We start from the raw sequence: 15417 nt of genomic DNA, 5'->3' as shown, positions 1-15417 counted from the left end.
TACGCGCCCCGGCGCCCGCGGCTCGCTTTGGGGTGCCGGCGGGAGCCGAACGCCGCCGGCCGCCGGGTCAGTCCCCCGCCTGCGCGTGTTCCGCCGCCGTCCGGGCGTCGATCTCGCGCCAGAAACCCGCCCGGATCGCGTAACGGTCGTGCTCGTCGATCTGGTCGTCCTTGTGGGCGAGGAGCCCGAAGCGGGCGGCGTAGCGCAGGAGCTCGCCGTCGATGCGGTGGGGGATGCGGGGGTACTCGGTGGACAGGTGCTGGAGGTGGACGGAGTCGGTCAGGCGCTCGGCCCAGCGGCGGGCGAAGACCTGGCCGACCTCGAAGGGGTCGCCGCCGACGGTGGTGATGTCCTCCTCGCGGTCGGCCCAGCGCTGCTCGGCGCTGGTGAGCTGGGCGAGCATGGGCAGGGAGGCCGTCTCGGGGGACTCGCCCAGGCCGTTGCCGGCGCCGCCGCGGTCGATCCAGCCCTTGTCGGAGGACCAGCGCAGGGTCGCGTTGGGCGTCACCCCGGCGCCCGACTGCCCGTTGGCCGGGGACGGGCCGGCGCCCGGGCCGGGGCCCGGCACGGCGGCGCCGGCCGGCTGCGCCGGGGTGCCCGCCGGGCCGCGCCCCAGTCCGGCGAGGTCCTTCGGGGTGGGCACGCCGCGCGTGGCGGGGGAGTCGTTGCCGCCCGCTGGGGCCGTCGTCGCGGGCCGGGTGCCGTTGCGCTCGGCGGCCGGGCGGCTCTCCCCGCCGTGCCCGGAGGCGGCCGCGGCCGCGGCGGCCGCCGCGGCGGTCTCGGGCAGGGGGGCGGAGAGGATCGCCGCGATCTCGGGCCGGGGCGCGGGCGGCGGGGCGCAGGGGCCGGTGAGCTCCTTGGGCCGTACGGCGCGGGTGATCCAGGTGCGGTCCAGGACGCGGCGCTCGTCGGCCTCGGCGACGAGGTCCTCGGACTGGTTGTAGTCGCCGTCGGCTGCCTGCACGGCCCACAGGTGGACGGCGACGCCGTGTTCCTTGGCGGACATCAGGCCGGGCAGGAGGTCGCCGTCGCCGGTGACGAGCACGATGTCCGAGCAGGCGCGGTTGCGGGCGAGCTCGGTGAGCTCGGCGTGCATGGCCGCGTCCACGCCCTTCTGGGCCCAGCGGCCGTCGCTGCGGGTCAGGGCGCCCAGCCGGACCGTGACGCGGGACATGACGCGCAGCCGCCGGTGCTCGGGCTGGGGGACCCGGTCGGGGGCGCCGTCGAACCAGTAGATCCGCAGCAGCGGACGCTGGGTGTCGGCTTCGGCGCGCTCGCGCAGCCCCTGGATGAGGGTCGCGTGGTCGACGGTGATGCGCGACCTGGCGGGCTCCCCCGCCAGCAGGCTCGCGGCGGCGCCCAGCAGATAGCCGGCGTCCACCAGGACGACGCAGCGGTCCACGTTCCACCCTCTTTCCGTGAGTTCAGATGTCTGAGTTCGGAAGTGCGGTCGTCCCCCGGCACGGCCGTGCCCCGGTCTCCTCGGTTTGCCAGGAGTCTGCCCGACCGCGCGGGGGTTATCAGTCCGAACTGGATCTTCGGCGTGGCGGATACGGGCGGCGGCGGAGAAGTAACCCTGTCACCGAAGGTAATGACCCGAAATGCGTCCTTCGTGGGGGCGTGCAAGGGTGAGCCGTGGGGGGTCGTCACCCCGATCCGGAGGCACAGCAGCATGGCGAAGAACAAGAAGCAGGACCGGAGCCAGCAGAAGTCCAGTGCGGCGGAGCGCAGTCAGGAGCAGGCCCAGAAGTCGTCGATGGAGGCCCAGAGCGGGCAGCGGTCGACGCAGGTCACCCCGGGCGATCTGGCCCGCAAGAACAAGCAGAAGCGGTTCGGTCACAACTGAACCGGCGCTTGGACGCGCTTGAGGGGCGCGCCCGCCGAAGCGGGCGCGCCCCTCATTCGCGCGCGATGGCTCAGCCGGCCAGGCAGGACGGGCCGAGCAGCTGCTTCAGGTCGCCGAAGAGTGCCGGATCGGGTGTCACCCGGTGGCGGTCGAGCCGCAGGACGGTCGTCTTGCGGGCGCCCTGGAGCTTGATCCGCACCTCGGTGGAGCCCCGGTGGTGGCTGAGCACCTGGCCCAGCCGCTCCACCAGCGGCGGGGTGACCTTGACCGTGGGGATGGAGATGATCACCGGGGCGTTGGTGCCGGCGTTGGAGAGGTCGGGGACCATCAGCTCCATGGCCACCAGCCGGGGGATGTCCTCGCGCTTGTCGAGGCGGCCCTTGACGAAGACGACGGCGTCCTCGACGAGCTGGGTGGAGACCAGCTGGTAGGTGGCGGGGAAGAACATGCAGTCGATGGAGCCGGCCAGGTCCTCGACGGTGGCGATGGCCCAGGCGTTGCCCTGCTTGGTCATCTTGCGCTGGAGGCCGGAGATGATGCCGCCGATGGTGACGATGGCGCCGTCGGCGTGCTCACCGCCGGTGAGCTGGGAGATCGAGGCGTCGGCCTTGTCGTTGAGGACGTGCTCGATGCCGAAGAGCGGGTGGTCGGAGACGTAGAGGCCGAGCATCTCGCGCTCCTGCGCGAGCAGGTAGGACTTCTCCCACTCGACGTCGGAGAACTCCACGTCGAGCCCGAAGCCCGGCTCGCCGCTGTCCTCCTCGCCCATGCCGCCGAAGAGGTCGAACTGCCCCTCGGCCTCCTTGCGCTTGACCGCGACCACGTTGTCGATCATCGGCTCGTAGTGCGCGGTGAGGCCCTTGCGGGTGTGCCCCATCTCGTCGAAGGCGCCGGCCTTGATCAGCGATTCGACGGTGCGCTTGTTGCAGACGACGGCCTCGACCTTGTCGAGGAAGTCGGGGAAGGAGGTGTACTTCCCCTTGGCCTTGCGGCAGCGGATGATCGAGTCGACGACGTTGGCGCCGACGTTGCGCACGGCGGTGAGGCCGAAGAGGATCACGTCGTCGCCCTGGGCGGCGAAGTTGGACTCCGACTCGTTGACGTTCGGCGGGAGCACCTTGATGCCCATGCGGCGGCACTCGTTGAGGTAGGTCGCGGACTTGTCCTTGTCGTCCTTGACCGAGGTCAGCAGGGCGGCCATGTACTCGGCGGGGTGGTTGGCCTTGAGGTAGGCCGTCCAGTACGAGACCAGGCCGTACGCGGCGGAGTGGGCCTTGTTGAAGGCGTAGCCGGCGAAGGGGACCAGCACGTCCCACAGGGCCTGGATGGCCTCGTCGGTGTAGCCGTTCTTCCGGGCGCCGGCCTGGAAGATCGTGAAGTTCTTCGCCAGTTCCTCGGGCTTCTTCTTGCCCATGACGCGGCGGAGGATGTCGGCCTCGCCGAGCGAGTACCCGGCGATGATCTGGGCGGCCTTCTGCACCTGCTCCTGGTAGACGATCAGGCCGTAGGTGACGGCCAGGACCTCTTCCAGGGGCTTCTCCAGCTCCGGGTGGATCGGAGTGATCTCCTGCTGGCCGTTCTTGCGCAGCGCGTAGTTCGTGTGCGAGTTCATGCCCATCGGGCCCGGCCGGTACAGGGCAGACACGGCGGAGATGTCTTCGAAGTTGTCGGGCTTCATCAGCCGCAGCAGGGACCGCATGGGCCCGCCGTCGAACTGGAAGACGCCGAGGGTGTCGCCGCGCTGGAGGAGCTCGAAGGTCGTGGGGTCGTCGAGCGGGAGGGCCAGGAGGTCGATGTCGATCCCCTTGTTGGCCTTCACCATCTTGACGGCGTCGTCCATGATCGTGAGGTTGCGCAGGCCGAGGAAGTCCATCTTCAGCAGGCCGAGCGACTCACAGCTCGGGTAGTCCCACTGGGTGATGGTCACGCCGTCGGAGTGCCGGACCCAGACGGGGACGTGGTCGGTGATCGTCTCGCTGGACATGATCACGCCGGCCGCGTGCACACCCATCTGCCGGACCAGGCCCTCGACGCCCATGGCGGTGTCGATGACCTTCTTGACGTCCGGCTCGTTCTCGTACATCGCGCGGACCTCGCCGGCCTCGCTGTAGCGCGGGTGCTTGGGGTCGGTGATGCCGGAGAGCGGGATGCCCTTGCCGAGGACGTCGGCGGGCATCGCCTTGGTGATGCGGTCGCCCATGGCGTAGGGGTAGCCCAGGACGCGCGCGGAGTCCTTGATGGCGTTCTTGGCCTTGATGGTGCCGTAGGTGCCGATCATGGCGACCTTGTCCGAGCCGTACTTCTCGGTGACGTACCGGATCACCTCGGCGCGCCGGCGCTCGTCGAAGTCGATGTCGACATCGGGCATCGAGATGCGCTCGGGGTTCAGGAACCGCTCGAAGATCAGGCCGTGCGGGATGGGGTCGAGGTCGGTGATGCCGAGGGCGTAGGCGACGATCGAGCCGGCCGCGGAGCCACGGCCGGGGCCGACCGCGATGCCCTGCTTCTTGGCCCACATGATGAAGTCGGCGACCACGAGGAAGTAGCCCGGGAAGCCCATCGAGATGATCGTGTCCATCTCGTACTCGACCTGCTTCATGCGGTCCTCGGGGATGCCGCCGGGGAAGCGGCGGTGCATGCCCCGCATGGTCTCCTCGCGGAACCAGGTGACCTCGGTGTAGCCCTCGGGGATGTCGAACTTGGGCATCAGGTTCCGGAACTGGAACATGCCCTCGGTGTCGATCTGGTCCGCGATCAGCTGGGTGTTGGCACACCCCTCCTGCCAGGCGTCCGAGGAGTCGATGGCGTACATCTCCTCCGTGGACTTCAGGTAGTAGCCCGAGCCGTCGAAGCGGAAGCGGTCGGGGTCGGAGAGGTTCTTGCCGGTCTGGATGCACAGCAGGGCGTCGTGGGCGGTCGCCTCGTGCGCGTAGGTGTAGTGCGAGTCGTTGGTGACCAGGGGCGGGATGCCGAGCTTCTTGCCGATCTCCAGCAGTCCGTCGCGGACCCGGCGCTCGATCTCGATGCCGTGGTCCATCAGCTCCAGGAAGTACCGGTCCTTGCCGAAGATGTCCTGGTACTCGGAGGCGGACTTCAGGGCCTCGTCGAACTGCCCGAGGCGCAGCCTGGTCTGCAGCTCGCCGGAGGGGCAGCCGGTGGAGGCGATCAGCCCCTCGGACCACTGGCTGATGGTCTCCTTGTCCATCCGGGGCCACTTGGTCAGCCAGCCCTCGGCGTAGGCGTCGGAGGACAGCCGGAAGAGGTTGTGCAGACCGGTGGCGTTGGCCGCCCAGATCGTCTTGTGGGTGTAACCACCGGAGCCGGAGACGTCGTCCCGCTTCTGATGCGGCTGGCCCCACTGGATCCTGCGCTTGTTGCGCCGGGACTCGGGGGCCACGTACGCCTCGATGCCGATGATCGGGGTGATCCCGGCCTTCTGGGCGGAGTGGAAGAAGTCGTAGGCGCCGTGGAGGTTGCCGTGATCGGACATGGCGATGTGTGTCATGCCCATCTCATTGCAGGCATTGAACATGTCCTTGAGCCGCGCGGCACCGTCCAGCAGCGAGTACTGGGTGTGGACGTGCAGGTGCGTGAACGGCGTCTTGGCCACGGTGGACGACCTCCGGGGGCGGGGCAGCGGGTCGGCGGGGACAACTTCGAAGGTTACCGGCCCCCACCGACAGCCGGGGGCACGCGCCGGTACCCTCACGCGTTGAGCACCACAGCACTGACGTTCGTTCCATGCCCCACCCCAGGAGGACCCCGCGATGGCGACCGAGCACGAGCGGGCCGCACGGCGCGGCGAGGAGATCCTCGCCGTCTTCGACACCGCCTTCGGTGAGCTGCTGGCGGCCGACCCCGCGGCCTTCCGCGTGAAGTTCCGGAAGATGGCCGCCTCCGCGTTCGCCTTCTACCGGGGCACCGCCTGCCTCTTCTACTCCGACCTCGCGCACGAGCGCGACGCCGGTCCCTACCTGGACGAGCGCACCGGCCGCGTGTGGATCCACGGCGACCTCCACGCCGAGAACTTCGGCACGTACATGGACGCCAACGGCCGCCTCGTCTTCAACGTCAACGACTTCGACGAGGCGTACGTCGGCCCCTTCACCTGGGACCTCAAGCGCTTCGCCGCCTCCGTGGCGCTGCTGGGCCACGCCAAGGCGCTCAGCGACGAGAAGATCTCCGAGCTGGTGCGGATCTACGCCGCCGCCTACCGCGAGCGGATCCACGCCCTGGCCACCGGCGCCAAGGACGACGAGATCCCACCCTTCACCCTGGACACCGCCGACGGCCCGCTCCTCGGCGCCCTGCGCGAGGCCCGCTCACTTACCCGCTTCGGGCTGCTGGCCACGATGACGGAGATCCGGGACTTCGACCGGCGCTTCCTGCCCGGCGGCGGCACCGTCGAGCTGGACGCCGCCACCCGCTACAAGATCCTCGCGGCCTTCGACGGCTACCTGGAGACCCTCCCCGACACCAGCCTGGCCCGCCCGGACTCCTACCGCGTCAAGGACGTCGTGGGCCGCCGGGGCATCGGCATCGGCAGCGCCGGCCTGCCCTCGTACAACATCCTCCTGGAGGGCAACAGCGACGCCCTGGAGAACGACGTCGTCATCTACATGAAGCAGGCGCAGACCCCGGCGGTCTCCCGGCACATCACCGACCCCGCGGTGCGCCAGTACTTCCAGCACGAGGGCCACCGCACGGTGATCTCGCAGCGGGCGCTCCAGGCGCACGCCGACCCGTGGCTGGGCTGGACCGAGCTCCAGGAGGACGGTCGCAGCCACGGCCAGCTCGTCGCCGAGGTCTCGCCGTACGCCGTGGACCTGGACTGGTCGGACATCGACGACCCGGTGGAGATCGCCGCCGTCGTCGCCGACCTGGGCCGGGCCACCGCCGCCATGCACGCGGCCGCCGACGACCAGAGCGGCCACTCGCTGGTGCCGTTCTCCACCGAGCGCGCCATCGACGCCGTGATCGCCGCCGACGAGGAGGGCTTCGCGGAGCTCCTCGTGGACTTCGCCCACACCTATGGCGCCCGGGCCCGCGCGGACCACCAGATCTTCGTCGATCTGTTCCGCAACGGCCGCATTCCGGGGCTTTAGCCGAGGTTTATCGCGCGGCATGACAGACTCGGCCCTCATGGACATATCAGCGGCACGGTGGCGGGCACTGCGCGCGGCGCTCTTCGCGGCGCTGTGCGTACTGCTGTCCGCGGCCTCGCACGTGCTGCTGTCCGGGAAGCCGCTGCCGCTCGCGACCGTCGCCGGGGCCGGCGCCGCCGTCTTCGCGCTCGCCTACGCCCTCGCGGGCCGCGAGCGCGGCTACGGGCGCATCGCCGCGCTCCTCGTCCTGCTGGAGCTGGGCGCCGCGGCGCTCTTCACCGCCGGGCAGGACACCTGCTACGGCCGCCCCGGCCACCCGGCCCCCGCCGGGGCGCTGACCTGGCTGTGCAGCGGCGGCATGGGCGGGCCGCTGGCCCGCTGGGCCGCCCCCGGCACCGCCCCCTGGCTGCTGCTCGCCGGCCACGTCGCCGTGGGCCTGCTGGCCGCCGCCTGGCTGCGGCGCGGCGAGGCCGCGCTCGCCGGGCTGCTGCGCGCCACGGCGGCCGTCGCCTTCCGCCCGCTGCGGCTCGCCGCCGCGGTGCTGGACGCGCGCGTCGGCTCCGGGCCCGCGCTGTCCGTGCGGCCCGGCCACGAGACCCCGGCCCGGCACGCCTCCCCCCTCCTGGTGCACTCCGTCGTACGACGCGGCCCGCCGGTCGCACTGCCCTCGCCCTGCTGACCGCCGGGCCGTCCATGGGGACGGGCCCGCGCGGGCCGGGCGGCACGCGACCGACAGCCACGACACGCACCACGGAGAAGACCACCATGAGCAAGCGCAACAACTGGGAGAACAAGCAGTCCGCCCGCGAGCGGCTGCGCGCCGAGCGCGAGAAGCAGGCCAAGCGCGACAAGACGCGCCGCCAGCTCCTCGTCGGCGGCGCGATCGTCGGCGTCCTGGCGATAGCCGCCGGCGTCGGCGTCGCGGTGACGCAGATGGGCAAGAAGAGCGACTCCGCCTGGACCGCCGCCGCGAAGAAGACCCTCGTCAAGCCCGCCAACACCGGCGGCGACAAGGGCACCGAGATCGTCGTGGGCAACAAGGACGCCAAGCACACCCTGGAGGTCTTCCAGGACATGCGCTGCCCGATCTGCTCCGTCTTCGAGCAGAACGTCGGCGACACCATCGACAAGGACGTCAAGGACGGCAAGTACAAGGTGTCGTACCACATCGGCACCTTCCTCGACCGCAACCCGCAGATCCGCGGCGACGGCTCGAAGAACGCGCTCAGCGCCCTCGGCGCCGCGCTGAACGTCGGCACCGAGGCCTTCAGCGCCTACAACAAGGCCCTCTACTCCAAGGCCAACCACCCCGAGGAGACCAAGGACGACTTCGCCAAGGACGACGTCCTGCTGAAGGTCGCCCAGCAGGTCCCCGCGCTCAAGGGCAACGCGGCCTTCGAGAAGGACGTCAAGGAGGGCACCTACGACAAGTGGGCCCTGGAGATGTCCGACTCCTTCGACAGCCACAAGGACGTCACCGGCACCCCCACGATCAAGCTCGACGGCAAGAAGCTGAGCGTGAAGACCGCCTACGGCGAGGGCGCCCCGAACACGGCCGACAAGTTCAACGAGCTGGTCGCCGCGCAGCTGAAGTAACGCCCCGAGGGGCGGGCCCGGCCCGCCCCTCACCGATGCCGAATCTTGACCAGACAGGCCGGTGGCGGCCGTGGCACACTCGCCCTCATGGAGGGGACGGGCGTTCGGCTCAGGGCGATGCGCGCCGGACTGTTCACCGCGCTCTGCCTCACGCTGTCCGCGGCCGCCCACGTGCTGCTCTCGCACACCCCGTTGCCGCTGTCCACGGTCACCGTACTGGCGGCCGTCTTCTTCGCCGTCGCCTACGCGCTGGCCGGCCGCGAGCGCGGCTTCTGGCCGATAGCCGCCCTGCTGGTCCCGCTGGAACTGGCCGCCGACACCGTCTTCACCACCGGCCAGCACGCCTGTTACGGCCAGGCCGGCGGCCCGGTCGCGGGCCCCCTCCACTCGATGGGCGTCGACCTGGTCTGCCAGGGCGGCGAGTTCGGCTCACCGCTGGCCGGCGGACCGGCCGCCGCGGATTCCGCGACGCCCTGGCTACTGCTCGCCGCGCACGTCACGGTCGGGCTGATCGCGGCCGCCTGGCTGCGGCGCGGCGAGGTGGCCGTGGCCCGGCTGCTGCGCGCGCTGGCCGCGCTCGCCTTCCACCCCCTCCTGCCGGCCACCGCGCTCCGGTCGTACGGCCCCGTCGGTGCGGCGCCCGTCCGGCCCGTCCGCGACACCCTGGCCGCCCGGACGCTCCCCCAGCTCGTCCACTCCGTCGTACGGCGGGGACCGCCGCCGCTCATGGCATCCGCCTGAGCACCGGTCCCGCACCCGTACCTTCTTCCACCACGGAGCTGAGTCATGAGCAACACCCCGCAGAACAAGGCCACCGCCCGCGAACGCCTGCGCGCCGAGCGCGAGAAGCAGGCCAAGCGCGACAAGACCCGTCGTCAGCTCCTCATCGGCGGCGCGATCGTCGCCGTCCTCGCGGCGGCGGGCGGCATCGGCGTGGCCGTCTCCAAGGCCACCGACGGCGGCAAGAACACCAAGGTCAGCAGCGAGGACTGGGAGACCGCCGCCAAGGACCGGGGGTTCAGGCAGCCCGCCAACACCACCGGCGACAAGGGCACGGTGGTCGTCATCGGCAAGCAGGACGCGAAGAACACCCTGGAGGTCTTCGAGGACATGCGCTGCCCGGTCTGCTCCGGCTTCGAGCAGGCCGTCGGCGAGACCATCCAGAAGGACATCAAGGACGGCAAGTACAAGGCCCAGTTCGAGGTGGGCACCTTCCTCGACCGCAACCCGATGATCAAGGGTTCGGGCTCGAAGAACGCGCTGAGCGCGCTGGGCGCGGCGCTCAATGTGAGCCCGGAGGCGTTCCTGGAGTACAAGAAGGCGCTCTACTCGGCCAAGAACCACCCCGACGAGCGGGACGACGCCTTCTCCGACGACGGCAAGCTGATCTCCGTCGCCCAGGAGGTGCCCGCGCTCAAGGGCAACGCCGCCTTCGAGAAGAGCGTCAAGGACGGCACCTTCGACAAGTGGGCGCTGGAGATGTCCGCCGCCTTCGACAAGCAGGTCGGCCCGAACAAGCCCATCCAGGGCACGCCGGGGCTGAAGCTCAACGGCAAGGTGCTGGGCGACCAGCGCGGCCAGGCGCCGCAGGACCCGAAGACGTTCACGTCGCTGGTCGACGGGGCGCTCGTGAAGTGACGTCGAGCTACCGGCGGTAGGCGACGGGCGGACGAACACTCGGTGATCGTCCGCCGAAGCCCTTGCCACAGGACTTACCGCCGGTTCTACCGGGCAGTAAAGTGACGGCCCGTGACATCCCACCACATATCCCGCCGCACAGCCGTCACGGCCGTCGCCGCCACCACGACCGCCGCCCTGCTCCCGCTGGCCGCGGCCCCGGCCGCCCTCGCCGACTCGGACCCGCCGGGACCGCCCCGCCCGGCCTTCCTCCACGGCGTCGCCTCCGGCGACCCGCTGCCCGACGGCATCCTGCTCTGGACCCGCGTCACGCCCGTCCCGGACGCCGTGCCGGGCTCCGGGCGCGGCCCGGCCGTGGACGTCGCCTGGCAGGTCGCCGAGGACGCGGGCTTCACCCGGGTCGTCGCCCGGGGCACCGTCACCGCGACCGCCGACCACGACCACACCGTCAAGGCGGACGTCCGCGGACTGCGCCCGGCCACCGGCTACTTCTACCGGTTCACCGCCGGGGACGCCGTCTCCCCCACCGCCCGCACCCGCACCGCCCCCGCCCACGACGCGGCCACGGCCGGGCTGCGCTTCGGCGTGGTGTCCTGCTCCAACTGGGAGTCCGGCCACTTCTCCACGTACCGCCACCTCGCCGGCCGCAAGGACCTGGACGCGGTCTTCCACCTCGGCGACTACATCTACGAGTACGGCACCGGCGAATACCCCACGCCCAAGTACGTGGTCCGCCCCCACGCCCCCACCCACGAGATCATCACCCTGGCCGACTACCGCACCCGCCACGGCCAGTACAAGACCGACCCCGACCTCCAGGCCGTCCACCACGCCCACCCGATGGTGGCCATCTGGGACGACCACGAGTTCGCCAACGACGCCTGGTCCGGCGGCGCCGAGAACCACACCCCGGGCGCCGAGGGCGCCTGGACCGACCGCGTCGCGGCAGCCAAGCAGGCCTACTTCGAGTGGATGCCCGTACGCCCCTCCGTCGAGGGCACCACCTACCGCCGGCTGCGCTTCGGCAAGCTCGCCGACCTCCACCTGCTGGACCTGAGATCCTTCCGCTCCCAGCAGGTCAAGCCGGGCAGCGGCAAGGTCGACGAACCCGGCCGCACCATCACCGGCCGCGCCCAGCTCGACTGGCTCAAGGAGGGCCTGGCGAGCTCCGACACCACGTGGCGCCTCGTCGGCAACCCCGTCATGATCTCCCCGGTCGCCTTCGGCGCCCTCCCCGCCCACCTCCTGGAGCCCATCGCCAAACTCCTGGGCCTCCCGGCGGGCGGCATCGCCGTCAACACCGACCAGTGGGACGGCTACACCGAGGACCGCCGCGAGCTCATCGACCACCTGGAGCGACGCTCCATCCGCAACACGGTCTTCCTCACCGGCGACATCCACATGGCCTGGGCCAACGACGTCCCCAAGCGGGCCGCGACCTACCCGCTGTCGTCGTCCGTCGCCACGGAGTTCGTCGTGACGTCGGTGTCCTCCGACAACCTCGACGACCTGCTCCACGTCGCCCCCCACACGGTCTCCGTACCGGCGGCGGCCGCCATCAAGACGTCCAACCGCCACGTGAAGTGGCTCGACATGGACGGCCACGGCTACGGCGTCCTCGACGTCACGGCCGACCGCGCGCAGATGGACTACTACGTCCTGTCGGACAAGCGCGACGCGAAGGCGACGGTCTCGTGGGCGCGCTCGTACGCCACGCGCTCGGGGTCGCAGCGGGTGGAGCGGGTGGACGCGCCGGTGCGGTGAGGTTTTTCGGGGCGCCGCCCCTGGGCCGGAGAGGGCCCGGCAGCGGCGCCCCGGTCAGGCCACGCCATCGAGCACGGTCCTGACCTCCGGCACGTCCCGGAACTCGGCAAGACGGTCCAGCACGACCCGCACCCTCCGCGTCGTCCGGTCACTGGCGATGCCGGCGGACAGGGAGATCACGCGTTCCGCGACGACCGCCGCTTCCTCGGGCTCGTTCGCATCGACCAAGGCGACGGCCAGCCACGACAGATAGAGAGCCAGTTCCCGCGTATGCGTCGCGTCGTACCGGCCGAGCACGTCACGGAGCAGCGGGACGGCCCGGAGAGGGCGACGCAGTTCCGTGTATGCACGGGCCTCCATGACCAGGAGCTCACCAGTGTCCACCCAGTAGAGGTAACCGGGTGATTCGGCTCCGGCAGTGTCCTGGGCCAGTGCCTCGCCGGCTCGACCGAGGGCCCTCATGGCCGCCTGGGCGTGCCCCATCCTGGTCTCCGCCCATGCGACGCGGTCCAGGTGCAGGGCCCGTGCCTTGGGCGGAGCGTCGGGCCCTGCCTCTTCCAGGGCGGCGCGTGCCAGGCCCAGTCCTTCGGCCTCCCGCCCGGTATTGCTGAGCTGGTAGGCGAGTGAACCGGCGAGGTTCCCGGTCAGAGTCAAGTCGCCTGCCTGCCGGGCGGCGCTGATACCGAGGCGGTAGACCGTCTCCGCTTCGGCGTACTGTCCGGCGTCACTGGCGATCCATCCGGCGATCTGGGCCAACTCGCCGATCTGGGAAAGCAGCGCGGCGCCCGCCGCGAGCGGTCAAGGGCGCCAGTGGATCTCCGGCGGGCAGGTAGTCGGCCAGGGGCGGTGCGGGCAGTTCGAGAGCCGGTGGGGGCCCGGTGATCGCCTCCACCGTTGCCTTCAGGGCAGCCGCGAGGAACGGCAGCCACTCACGCGGTGTGCGCTTGCCCGTCTCGTACCGGCTGGTCTCCTGACGCCCGATCGGGTCCCCGGCGATCCCTGCGGCACGGCACGTCTCACGGGCCAAGCGCGCCTGACTCCACCCGCGCTGTTCGCGTAGACGCCGGATGTTGGCCCCGATGTTCCCTCCCACAGCCCCAGTCTGGCCGACAACTGGCCTACACGGGGCCGCTGGTCGGAGATCAAGGGCGGGCGAATGCTGAGGTCCTCAGCAGAAGCGGAAGGCGATTCCGCCCTCGCGGAACACAGCAGGAAGCACCACTCGGAGCCGTGCGGACACGAGGCTCCACGCTGACACAACGCTGACAACCAGAAAGGAAACACGCATGGGCAAGAAGGACGACGACTGGGACCCGAACGAGAACCGGGACCAGGTCACCGACCCCGATACGCACGTCTCCCAGAACGGTAACGTCTACAGCAGCATGGCCGACGACGAGGAGCGCGAAGGGAAGTAGCGCGATGGTCCACGGCGAGAACCTGGCGAAAGACCTGCGGCGCGACCACGGCTTCGTCCACGTCGGGCGCACCAAGGACGGCAAGGCCGTGATCATGCGCAAGGGTGCCCGCTGGACCGTCGTCCCGCTGCGGTGGCTCACCAGCGACGCCGTGGACACCATCAAGGCCCAGGCCGGGATCGGCCTCGTCTGAGCCGTGCCGTGAACGGCCCCCGCCCGCGCGGGGGCCGTTCACGGGCGGTTACGCCGCCACGTCCTCCAGGAACGCCAGGGCGACCGCCCACGTCCGCTCCGCCGCCTCCGCGTCGTAGTCGTCCAGGTCCGGGTCCGTGAAGAGGTGGCCGGCGCCGGTGTAGCGGTGGATCTCCACGTCCGCGCCGGCGCGGCCCATGCGCAGGTACCACGCGTTCAGCCAGTCGTGCGGCTCGAACGGGTCCGGGTCCGCGACGTGGAGCTGGACCGGCAGGTCGTCCACGGAGGCGTTCTCCGGGAGGTCCGACGTGCCGTGGAGGAGGAGCAGGCCGCGGGCCTTCTCGTCGGCCAGGGCCAGGTTCTGGGCGATGGAGCCGCCGAGGGAGAAGCCCGCGTAGACCAGGCCGCGGTCCGACAGCGATGCCACCGCCGTCACCGCGCGCCGCAGGAGTTCCTCGCGGCCGATCTCGTCCTTGATGGCCATGCCGTCCTCGACGGTCTCCGCCGTGCGTCCCTCGTACAGGTCGGGCACGTGCACCTCGTGCCCGGCGGCCCGCAGGCGGTCGGCGGCGGCGTGGACGGCCGGCCGCAGGCCGTATGCGGAATGGAATAGAACAATCGTGGTAGGGGACGTCACTGGAGGTCACTTCCTTACGGCATGAAACACGTGCCCCCATCGTGCCAGCCAGTTACGTTCGAAGGAGCGGAGGTGCTGCCCATGGAGCACATACTGCGTCCCCTCGCGGTTCTCGGCGGGGCCGTCCTGATCACCTTCATCGCGGGGTGGGCGGCCGACCAGGCGGTGCGCCGCGCGGGGGCGCTGCATCCCGAGACGCCGTTGTGGGGACTGCTGGAGCGGTGCAGGATGCCGTTGCGGCTGGTGCTGTGCACCGCGCTGCTGCGCGCGGGCTATCCCTCGGCGGAGCTGCCGAAGGGGTCCCGGGACGCGGTCGGGCAGGTGCTGACGCTGGTGCTGATCGCGGCGTGCGCCTGGCTGGCGGTGCGGGTGGCGGCCGCCGTCGTGGAGTCCGGCTACGCGCGCTACGCGGCCGGCGCGCAGGACCCCTACCGGGTGCGCCGGGTGCGGACGCAGGTGACGCTGATCCAGCGGGTCGTCACGGCGGCCGTCTCCGTCGTGGCGGTGGCGTCGATGCTGCTGACGTTCCCCGCGATGCGGGCGGCGGGGACGTCCCTGCTGGCCTCGGCCGGCGTGATCGGCATCGTCGCGGGCATAGCCGCCCAGTCGACGCTGGGCAATATCTTCGCCGGGCTCCAGATCGCCTTCGGCGACATGGTGCGCATCGGCGACACGGTCGTGGTCGAGGGCCAGTGGGGCACCGTCGAGGAGATCACCCTCACCTATCTGGTGGTGACGACCTGGGACGAGCGGCGCATCACCATGCCGGTGTCGTACTTCACCAGCAGGCCGTTCGAGAACTGGTCGCGGAGCAATCCCCGGATGACCGGCACCGTCTTCCTCCATCTGGACCACACGGCCCCCATCGACCTGATCCGCGAGCGGCTCCACGAGGTGCTCAAGGAGTGCCCGGAGTGGGACGGGCGCGGCTGGAGCCTGGTCGTCACCGACACCACGCCCTCCACCATCCAGGTGCGCGCGCTGGTCACGGCCAAGGATCCCGACGACATCTGGACGCTGCGCTGCGTGGTCCGCGAGGCCCTGGTCGCCTGGCTGCGCCGGGAGCACCCGTACGCGCTGCCGCGGATCAACACCGCTCAGGCACCCGGGCTGGAGGAGGCGCCGGACCGCCGGCAGGCCCCGCCCACCTCGGGGGACATCGGGCCGGGGCCGGGGACGACGTGAAGGACCGGCGGACGACGTGAAGGACCGGCGGACGAC

General features: G+C 70.9%; 15 protein-coding genes. 10 read left to right on the top strand and 5 right to left on the bottom strand.

Features of this window, described 5'->3' with window-relative positions; genetic code table 11:
• Positions 1 to 67: 67 nt before the first annotated feature.
• Positions 68 to 1402 carry an NYN domain-containing protein gene (locus ACX9I7_RS08525; protein WP_459386949.1) on the bottom strand — a complete coding sequence of 445 codons (1335 nt, stop codon included), beginning with the start codon at positions 1400 to 1402 and terminating at the stop codon, positions 68 to 70.
• Between the two features lie 270 nt (positions 1403 to 1672).
• Here ACX9I7_RS08525 and ACX9I7_RS08520 point away from each other — a divergent pair, with 270 nt between their 5' ends.
• Positions 1673 to 1846, top strand: coding sequence for a hypothetical protein (locus ACX9I7_RS08520; protein WP_358634480.1), 174 nt, complete (start codon positions 1673 to 1675; stop codon positions 1844 to 1846).
• A 70-nt stretch (positions 1847 to 1916) separates the two neighbouring features.
• On the opposite strand, the gene dnaE is transcribed toward ACX9I7_RS08520, so the two are convergent.
• Positions 1917 to 5456, bottom strand: a complete 3540-nt coding sequence (gene dnaE, locus ACX9I7_RS08515; protein ID WP_387574226.1) for a DNA polymerase III subunit alpha — start codon at positions 5454 to 5456, stop codon at positions 1917 to 1919.
• Between the two features lie 157 nt (positions 5457 to 5613).
• On the opposite strand from dnaE, the gene ACX9I7_RS08510 reads away from it, so the two are divergent.
• The 6 genes from ACX9I7_RS08510 (at position 5614) to ACX9I7_RS08485 (ending at position 11949) form a co-directional block, all read left to right on the top strand.
• Complete coding sequence (locus ACX9I7_RS08510) at positions 5614 to 6951, top strand: DUF2252 domain-containing protein (protein ID WP_387574228.1); 1338 nt, start codon at positions 5614 to 5616, stop codon at positions 6949 to 6951.
• A 37-nt stretch (positions 6952 to 6988) separates the two neighbouring features.
• Entirely contained in the window at positions 6989 to 7630 is a 642-nt protein-coding gene (locus ACX9I7_RS08505) for a hypothetical protein (RefSeq protein ID WP_459386948.1), read from the top strand.
• A gap of 86 nt (positions 7631 to 7716) precedes the next feature.
• Positions 7717 to 8547, top strand: a complete 831-nt coding sequence (locus ACX9I7_RS08500; protein ID WP_387574232.1) for a thioredoxin domain-containing protein — start codon at positions 7717 to 7719, stop codon at positions 8545 to 8547.
• A gap of 117 nt (positions 8548 to 8664) precedes the next feature.
• Positions 8665 to 9288, top strand: coding sequence for a hypothetical protein (locus ACX9I7_RS08495; protein ID WP_459386947.1), 624 nt, complete (start codon positions 8665 to 8667; stop codon positions 9286 to 9288).
• Positions 9289 to 9333: 45 nt separating this feature from the next.
• On the top strand, positions 9334 to 10185 hold the full coding sequence (locus ACX9I7_RS08490; RefSeq protein ID WP_387574236.1) for a thioredoxin domain-containing protein: 852 nt from the start codon (positions 9334 to 9336) through the stop codon (positions 10183 to 10185).
• Between the two features lie 111 nt (positions 10186 to 10296).
• The gene (locus tag ACX9I7_RS08485) at positions 10297 to 11949 is read left to right on the top strand and encodes an alkaline phosphatase D family protein (RefSeq protein ID WP_387574238.1); all 1653 of its coding nucleotides are present in this window, start codon (positions 10297 to 10299) and stop codon (positions 11947 to 11949) included.
• Between the two features lie 54 nt (positions 11950 to 12003).
• Here the strand turns inward: ACX9I7_RS08485 and ACX9I7_RS08480 are convergent, their stop codons facing one another.
• Together ACX9I7_RS08480 and ACX9I7_RS08475 are read right to left on the bottom strand one after the other, a co-directional pair.
• Positions 12004 to 12705 carry a hypothetical protein gene (locus ACX9I7_RS08480; protein ID WP_459386946.1) on the bottom strand — a complete coding sequence of 234 codons (702 nt, stop codon included), beginning with the start codon at positions 12703 to 12705 and terminating at the stop codon, positions 12004 to 12006.
• A complete protein-coding gene (locus ACX9I7_RS08475) occupies positions 12674 to 13042 on the bottom strand; it encodes a helix-turn-helix transcriptional regulator (RefSeq protein WP_459386945.1) in 369 nt (122 codons plus the stop codon). The genes ACX9I7_RS08480 and ACX9I7_RS08475 overlap by 32 nt, the downstream gene beginning before the upstream one ends.
• A gap of 193 nt (positions 13043 to 13235) precedes the next feature.
• Here ACX9I7_RS08475 and ACX9I7_RS08470 point away from each other — a divergent pair, with 193 nt between their 5' ends.
• Positions 13236 to 13367 (top strand): hypothetical protein, encoded by a 132-nt coding sequence (locus tag ACX9I7_RS08470; RefSeq protein ID WP_391903115.1) that lies wholly within the window; start codon positions 13236 to 13238, stop codon positions 13365 to 13367.
• Positions 13368 to 13371: 4 nt separating this feature from the next.
• The gene (locus ACX9I7_RS08465) at positions 13372 to 13560 is read left to right on the top strand and encodes a hypothetical protein (protein WP_459386944.1); all 189 of its coding nucleotides are present in this window, start codon (positions 13372 to 13374) and stop codon (positions 13558 to 13560) included.
• 48 nt (positions 13561 to 13608) lie between these two features.
• On the opposite strand, the gene ACX9I7_RS08460 is transcribed toward ACX9I7_RS08465, so the two are convergent.
• Positions 13609 to 14196, bottom strand: coding sequence for a dienelactone hydrolase family protein (locus ACX9I7_RS08460; protein WP_459386943.1), 588 nt, complete (start codon positions 14194 to 14196; stop codon positions 13609 to 13611).
• Between the two features lie 81 nt (positions 14197 to 14277).
• On the opposite strand from ACX9I7_RS08460, the gene ACX9I7_RS08455 reads away from it, so the two are divergent.
• Positions 14278 to 15381: a mechanosensitive ion channel family protein gene (locus ACX9I7_RS08455; RefSeq protein ID WP_459386942.1), complete on the top strand. Its 1104-nt coding sequence runs from the start codon at positions 14278 to 14280 to the stop codon at positions 15379 to 15381.
• The last annotated feature ends 36 nt before the right edge of the window (positions 15382 to 15417 follow it).

Source organism: Streptomyces sp. L500 (assembly GCF_054551825.1).
This window is presented reverse-complemented; position numbering and strand designations above follow the sequence as displayed.